The organism is Streptomyces sp. NPDC001732 (assembly GCF_053596315.1).
In genome coordinates this window covers 1-6,842 of sequence record NZ_JBSFFY010000133.1, presented here as the reverse complement: position 1 = coordinate 6,842, position 6,842 = coordinate 1, and the positions used below count along the sequence as shown (strand labels likewise).

The window sequence follows — 6,842 nt, the reverse complement described above, 5'->3', positions numbered from 1 at the left end:
CAGCGACCTCATAGACGGCTGCCTCGCCGAGACCGGCCTGACCATCAGATCCGCCTGAGCGAGGACACGACATCACGAGTTCAACCTCAGTAACCCGACGGTGAATGGCACATCCTCTTGACAACTCCGACAGTCGGGAAAAGGACGGTTAATTAATGTCTCCCGCGCGAAAGATGCGAACATGAGCCAACAACACCTCGTCATCCCCCTATGTGAGGGGGTGCACAGCTCGATCGACGCCCTCACTCTCAGATACGCAACCACTATCGGCGGTATCAAGTGCCATGCAGTGCTACCAGGGCCATGCCCTGGCTGGGTAATGGGGTCTGGGCCCCTTAGTTCCCCTTATAACGAGCAGCACTTGCAGGAACCGCGCTGGCCGGAGGTCGACTGGGGCTACATCAATGAAACCCGGTCTGTGACCATCCGGGCAATCGGACTCACGCTTGTCGATACCGTTATCTCTTCACGAGATGAGCTAGTCGCTTTTGATCGTGCCATAGCTCAGTGGAAACATCTTCTACGAGACTGGCTCGCAGTGATCGCGGAGGGGCCGACCGACTTTATCGAACTCGGTCAGGGAGAAACCCTCTGGGCGGCATCGGGCCACAACGACGTGCTTCTTTCTGCGTCCTATCACGCTGGCGCGATCCATGAGCCATATCGCACATCTCGATGGCAATGGTCCCACGCCCTGGAGCACACGAGCTCGGACGATAAACCATCTCTGTCGCGGGTTCTGCTAACAACAGCCATGCGAGCTGCTGCAACTGGCGAGAGACGTCTTGCTTTGATTGATGCGGCAACTGCCGCAGAAGTCGCGTTGACTAACGGCATCACCGCTCGGCTGTCGACGCAATACCCACCCCTCGAAGTCAGGGCACGCATAGAGCGCGCCCGTATGCTCGGCCCCAGGATGAGGCTTGCCGAGGGTCTCGGCATGACACTTCCTGCCAGGATAAGGGATGACCTGCTAAAGCCGAGAAATTCTGTTGTGCACAGCGGAACCGATGTTTCCGATTCTTCTGCTCGCGCCGCTATCGCAGTGGTCTGGGAGTTGATAGACGAATACGATCCGATGCCGCACCATTGTCAGGAACCGTTTGAGGATGGTACATGCACTGCTTCCCCTTGAGCGCTTTGGACGGGAAGTGTGTTCTGTCCAGCCTGGAGTATCGATCTCGTAACTCTGCTGAGCGAGACGTTGCCGATCTTCGGCAAACTTCGCGAACGTTGACGACGGTGTCTAGAGCGCACCTTCGCTGGTCAGCGGGTTATCCGTCGGTTGAACTCAAGATAATTCAGGAGCAGGTCGGCCACGAGTGCGACAGCTCCCTGGCCATCTATACGCACGTCAGCGACGACTTCATGAACACTTCCCTGCACAAGGCACTGGCGCCGACGTTCGCCGGGGCCTGACAGGAGGGATCCGGCGATGGCCGCCAAGCTCGACTACCACTGGCACCTGCGCAAAGTCATGGCCGACCGCGGGATGTTCTCCACCACCGACCTCCTGCCCCCGCTCGCCGAACGCGGCATCACGCTGTCCTCCAGCCAGGTCTACCGGCTCGTCGTCGAGCGACCGGAGCGACTGAGCCTGAAGATCCTCATGGCCCTGCTCGACATCTTCGACTGCACCATGGACGACCTCATCGAGCCCATCGCGGCGGCCGGGGTCGTGAAGAAGCCGAAGAAGGCAGCCGGTGGTGGCTCGGTGCCCGACACGGAGGGGCTCGGCGGACTGCGTCCAAAACGTGCTCGCATCAGAGGAGTTGACAGGTCTTGACCACGGCTGACCAGCTGGATCGCGCCGTCGCGGACCCGATCGGCCTGATCACAGACCTCGTCACCGATGTCGAGAAGGAACTCGGCGCCGAGAGGATCCGGGCCGTGGTCACCGCGGTCGCGGGCGGCCGCGCGAAGTCACGGAGCCTGGCCAAGGCCCTGGCGATACGGCCCGCGCTCCTGACCGACGGCCGGTCCCCAGCACCCCGGGCGATCGGCGATCTGCTCATCGAGCTCCGCAAGGCCGGCGCCTCGGCGATCGCGGCACCGGTCTGCGCGGAGTGCGGCAAGCAGCTGCGAACCCTCCAGCGCAAGGGCCAGGACTGGTACTGCTCGGTCTGCACGCAGGAGACCGCCGAGTGCACCGCCTGCGGAAACGTCCGACGCGTCAGCTTCCGGGACTGTCAACGGCCATGTAGTTCTCCCCAGAGGCGGCCAGTAGTTCTCCCCATTGACGGCCGGTGGAAGTTCCCCGGTGGCGGCCAGATACCTCCCCGCCCTGGTGTGGTGTGGGTTAGCTGAAGGGCTTCACTCCCTTGCCGTTGGTGGCTTCGGTGAACCTGAAGGAGTCACCCTGAGTGACGGTGACGTGGGCATGGTGGAGGAGTCGGTCGACGGTCGCGGTGGCGAGGGTCTTGGGCATGATCTCGTCGAATCCGGAGGGATGGAGGTTGCTGGAGACGGCGATCGAGCGTCGTTCGTAGGCGGCGTCGACCAGGCGGTAGAAGCCCTCGGCGGCGTCCTCGGAGACGGGCAGGAGGCCGATGTCGTCGACGATGATCAGGTCAGAGCGGACGATCTTCGCGAGGGCCCGGGCGATGGGGTCGTCCGCGCGGTGGCGGCGGACCAGGGCTCCGAGGTCCTCGATGGTGAACCAGGCGACGGTCAGTCCGGCCTTGACCGCGGTCTGCCCGAGAGCCTCGGTGAAGTGCGACTTTCCCGTGCCCGACGGTCCGCAGATGCAGAAGTTCTCGCGGCGGCCGATCCATTCCAGACTCTTGAGCGCGTCCTGGGTGGCCCTGGGGATGGAGGACTTGTTCTCGTGCCAGTCGCCGAAGGTTACGCCTTCTTCCGCACCGTCGTTATGGCCTGTTCCAGCGTGGGCGCGAGAGCGGCCAGGAGGTCCACGGCCTCGCGTATGTACCGGTGGACCGTCGCGATCCCGACGCGGAATCCTGCTGCGAGGCGGGCGTAGGTGTCGCCGCAGCGCAGGTGGGCCAGGACGAGCACGGCCTGCCGGCCACAGGTCAGGCGACGCCAGCGGGAGCCGATCCGTCGACGGTGGCCTGCGAGGAGACCGGATAGGTGCTGCAGAGTGCGGCTGGACAGGTCGATACCGGACGGGTAGACAAGCACGCGGAAGCTCCTGGCAGACTGGTGATCTTGGTTGAAAGCCCACCTACCAGGGCTTCATCCTGTTGTCAGCCCAACGGCGTACTGCTGATACAGGTTGATAAGGCTCAATGTCAGTGCCGTGCTGTTCACTTGGCCGCGTGGACGCCTCAGCTCTGCGCGCCCGTCTGAACGACGCCTGGCGCGCGCCCGAATTGCACTGCCCGCTGCCCATTCATGGGGCAGGGCATGTCTGCGTGCCCAGTGACGTGGAGGATCTGGCCGAGCTGGAGCGCGTCGCTGCGGACGTGGTTGGCGGGGCGGGTCTGCCGGTACGTGCGTGGGTCGTCGGGGGTAGGGCGGCAGGGGTGCCCGACGGTCCGCCGGTGGGCGGGGAGGGTGGGCTCCCCATCGGCGGGGAGGGCGGGCTGCTGGAGCTGCGCGGGTGGGTGCTGGCCGAGCACTGGTTCGGATACGGCGTGACGGCCACCGCCGATGGCCCGCGCCGCGTCGTGATCCTCGCCCGGCGCGCGTTCACCCGCCCGCCCGGGGTCGGGTGGGTGGCGTTGCTGCGGGAGGCCACCGGGCGGACGGAGCCCGATCGGTGCGGCGTCGACTGGGCCGCGACGGAGGCAGCGCTGGACACCGCGCTGCCCGGTGACTACAAGGACATCGTCGACGCCTTCGGCGCGGGCAGCTTCGACGAGTACCTGGACCTGCTGGTGCCGGGTGCACTGGGCACGGATCTAGTCTCCTGGGGCCAGGACATGGCGCGGTACGCCGACCTGTACCGGCCATACCCGGTCCACCTCGCGCCCGGCGGCGTGCTCATATGGGGGACCTCCGAGCAGGAGCTGACCTTCCACTGGCTGACCGGACCAGCTGATCCCGACGACTGGCCGGTCCTGGTGCAGTACCTGGACGGTGAGTGGCAGCGCTTCGACTGCGGCACCGGCGAGTTCGTGCTGCGCCTGCTCACAGAACGCACCCCGCCGTTCGCCTTCCCGCCCTCCGCCGGACCGTTCCCCCACTGGTTCGCCTCATGGGAGCTCCCGGAGCGCTGAGCCCTTTCTAACCCGGCTGTCAACACCGCTGACCATGCTCTGCGAAGCGTCTGGGCCGCCGGGACAGACTGCGGATCTGCTGGTCACGACCTCACTACAGATCGGTGCGTTCAGTCGTCAGCAGGCCGATGAGCAGCACAGGTATGAGGTTGGAAGAGGCTCAGTGGTCCTTCTTGCGCCTGCCTCCGACTTGGAGCGGGCGCATCATCTCGTTGTCCTCGTGCTCGACGATGTGGCAGTGCCAGACGAAGCGACCGGGGTGGTCGAACCGGGCTTTCACCCGGGTGATTTCTCCGGGATAGGCGATCACGGTGTCCTTGAAGCCACGCTCCCAGCTCTCCGGCGGAATGGGTGACCCGTTGAACGGTTGCCGGTTCACCACCTCGAACGCCACCTCGTGGATGTGGATCGGGTGGGCGTCCACAGTGAAGTTGTGCAGCTCCCATGTTTCGGTCGCGTTCAGCCTTGGGTTCTCCGTGACCGGGTCGGCCCAGCCCAGCAACACCGGATTGCCAGCGGAGTCGACCGTCCCGAGCAAAGTCTGGACCGGCGTTCCCGGCGGCACCTGGGGACTGCTGGATTGCATCTCGTTGAGGGAGAGCCGACGGGTGACGTTCGACGAGCCGAGTGGCCGGATCCTGGGCAGCCTGAGCCGATCCGGCGGGACGCTGGTGTCCTTGCTCGCCAGCGGGCCGACCACGAATTTCATTACCTGCCCGGTGGTGGCCGGATCCGCCACGGGGAAGTCCACGCCTGGTTCGCCCCGGCCGAAGGGTTCGTCCGCGCCCTCGTTGATGAGGTACAGCTCGGTGCCTTCCGGGATCCCGGTGAAGTCGACGATGACGTCGGCCCGCTCCGCGTTGGCCAACAACAGCCGCTCCAGCTGCACCGGTGCGGGCAGGAACCCACCTTCGTTGCCGATCTGCCAGAACGGAACGGCCGACTGGGCCGGCCGGACGGTCGGACTGTCCGCGATCTTCAGGATGAGGAACCGGGCATTGCATCCGTTGAGGAAGCGCAGCCTGTAGCGACGCGGTTCGACCTCAAGGCTTGGCCATGTCCGCCCATTGACCACCATGGTGTTGGCGAAGAATTCGGGGTTCCAGATGGGGGATACATCGGTGGTGGGAATGTACGGCCCCGCGAACCCGTCGAAGAATTCCCGGCTCGTGGGGTAGAACAGCGAGCCGTCCGAGTTGAACGAGCGGTCCTGGATGGCCAGGGGGATCTCGTGGTACCGGGTGCCCGGCGGATCGCCGAAAGCGGGCGCCGGTCCGGGCAGAGCCCCCTTGGGCAGGTCGCACTCGCCGCCGCGCAGCAGATAGAACCCGGCGGGTCCGGCGTAGACGTTGAGCCGGGTCAGACCCAGGGTGTGATCGTGGAACCACAGGGTCGACGCCCGCTGGTCGTTGGCGTACTGGAAGGTCGCGGTACCCGGGTCCCACTTCAGGCCATGCGTATCGGCAAACTTCTCCCGGAACTCGTTGTAGAACGAGCCCACCGTGGCGAATCCAGGAGGAATATTGTTCGCGCGTGGCAGATACCACGCTTCGGTGAAGCCGTCGCTCTCCTCGGTGGAATGCCCACCGTGCAGGTGAGTGACGATCGGCACGGGGCCGGTATACGGACCCGGCGTCGAGGTGAACGTCGGCCGGGAATCACGCCCGGCCTTACCGCCCGGCGGGTTCGCCCAGTGCAGGGTGGGGTCGACCGTCAGCAAGTGCGGGAGGAAACGGCCCTGGCTGTCGACGAGATCGTTCACCCAGGTGACCCGGACAGGCCGGTCGACCCTGGCCTCGATGGTGAACGACGGGTAGTTGAACGTGTTGTTGTCCCCGAGCGAGCCGTATCCCCACACAGTGGTGGACGGCAGAGTGGGCGGCAATACCTGCTGGCTGAACTGCCGGACGCCGATGACGTACGTGTCGATGCCGTGCCGGTGCGAGTGGCGAGCCTTCGGCATCACCGGCGGGATCACCAGGGCGGTGACGTATTTCGGGATGGTCGTGGGGTCCAGAGTGGGGACTGGGAATTTGGCAGCAGACCCGGCCCTCGGGGCCATCGCGGTCCCGATCGGGAGTGCCACCGCCCCATTAGGTCCTGGAAGAACCAGGGCCGTCCCACCGATGGCCCCGGCTACGAGCACATCTCTTCGTGCGATCATTTCTCTCGCCTTCCGCAGCCCAAGGGCGCCGATCATTTCCTCACGGGATGCTAGAGCGCGTAAACAGCGGGTAATGGAAGGCTGCCCGGTGTGTCGTCAGGTTGTTGGGATCGGGCGGCGTTCGGGCGGGAATCGGCACAGTGACGGCCTCCGTTGCTGCAAATGGCCTCGTCACAGCGATTGGGGCAGCCGACGACACCGTCAGAGGGCGTTTAGTGTGGGCGAATTGCCTCTTATGCCCTAGTGGGTCCCTCGCCGGGTTGGCGTGGTCTCGTCCGTTATGCGCTTGGCGAGGTTGTCGATCGAGGCGACGTAGATCATGGCTTCGGAGCTGGTGGTTAGGGTCTCGTAGTCGCGGGCGAGACGTCGGTGCATCATGATCCAACCGATACTCCGCTCCACTACCCAGCGCCTTTTCACGACGTGAAAGCCGCGGACTCCGGGAATTCTGTTGACGACTTCGACGTCGATTCCGAGCTGCGCGCCGTGTTCGACGA

At 64.9% G+C, this 6,842-nt stretch carries 6 protein-coding genes and 2 pseudogenes; 4 read left to right on the top strand and 4 right to left on the bottom strand.

Annotated elements, in window-relative coordinates:
• Nucleotides 1-361: 361 nt before the first annotated feature.
• The 3 genes from ACWCXX_RS40120 (at nucleotide 362) to ACWCXX_RS40110 (ending at nucleotide 2,307) form a co-directional block, all read left to right on the top strand.
• Nucleotides 362-1,135 (top strand): hypothetical protein, encoded by a 774-nt coding sequence (locus ACWCXX_RS40120; protein WP_451136112.1) that lies wholly within the window; start codon nucleotides 362-364, stop codon nucleotides 1,133-1,135.
• Between the two features lie 300 nt (nucleotides 1,136-1,435).
• A complete protein-coding gene (locus ACWCXX_RS40115) occupies nucleotides 1,436-1,786 on the top strand; it encodes a helix-turn-helix domain-containing protein (RefSeq protein WP_451136110.1) in 351 nt (116 codons plus the stop codon).
• On the top strand, nucleotides 1,783-2,307 hold the full coding sequence (locus ACWCXX_RS40110; protein ID WP_451136108.1) for a hypothetical protein: 525 nt from the start codon (nucleotides 1,783-1,785) through the stop codon (nucleotides 2,305-2,307). Before ACWCXX_RS40115 ends, ACWCXX_RS40110 begins: the two co-directional genes overlap by 4 nt.
• On the opposite strand, the pseudogene ACWCXX_RS40105 reads toward ACWCXX_RS40110, so the two are convergent.
• Nucleotides 2,300-2,902: pseudogene (locus ACWCXX_RS40105) on the bottom strand (ATP-binding protein); the annotation flags it as partial. The gene ACWCXX_RS40110 and the pseudogene ACWCXX_RS40105 sit on opposite strands and share 8 nt — an antisense overlap.
• Nucleotides 2,848-3,141: pseudogene (locus tag ACWCXX_RS40100) on the bottom strand (helix-turn-helix domain-containing protein); the annotation flags it as partial. The pseudogenes ACWCXX_RS40100 and ACWCXX_RS40105, both read right to left, overlap by 55 nt.
• Nucleotides 3,142-3,278: 137 nt before the next feature.
• Between ACWCXX_RS40100 and ACWCXX_RS40095 the strand changes: the two are divergent.
• Entirely contained in the window at nucleotides 3,279-4,181 is a 903-nt protein-coding gene (locus ACWCXX_RS40095; protein ID WP_451136106.1) for a hypothetical protein, read from the top strand.
• Nucleotides 4,182-4,341: 160 nt separating this feature from the next.
• Here the strand turns inward: ACWCXX_RS40095 and ACWCXX_RS40090 are convergent, their stop codons facing one another.
• The gene (locus tag ACWCXX_RS40090; protein WP_451136104.1) at nucleotides 4,342-6,345 is read right to left on the bottom strand and encodes a multicopper oxidase family protein; all 2,004 of its coding nucleotides are present in this window, start codon (nucleotides 6,343-6,345) and stop codon (nucleotides 4,342-4,344) included.
• Nucleotides 6,346-6,585: 240 nt separating this feature from the next.
• The coding region (locus tag ACWCXX_RS40085; protein ID WP_451136102.1) for a transposase at nucleotides 6,586-6,842 on the bottom strand (257 nt) is incomplete at its 5' end.

Excerpts from the sequence above, each read along its gene's own strand:
- ACWCXX_RS40115 (WP_451136110.1), top strand. The coding sequence starts at position 1,436 with ATGGCCGCCAAGCTCGACTACCACTGGCACCTGCGCAAAGTCATGGCC.
- ACWCXX_RS40090 (WP_451136104.1), bottom strand. The coding sequence starts at position 6,345 with ATGATCGCACGAAGAGATGTGCTCGTAGCCGGGGCCATCGGTGGGACG.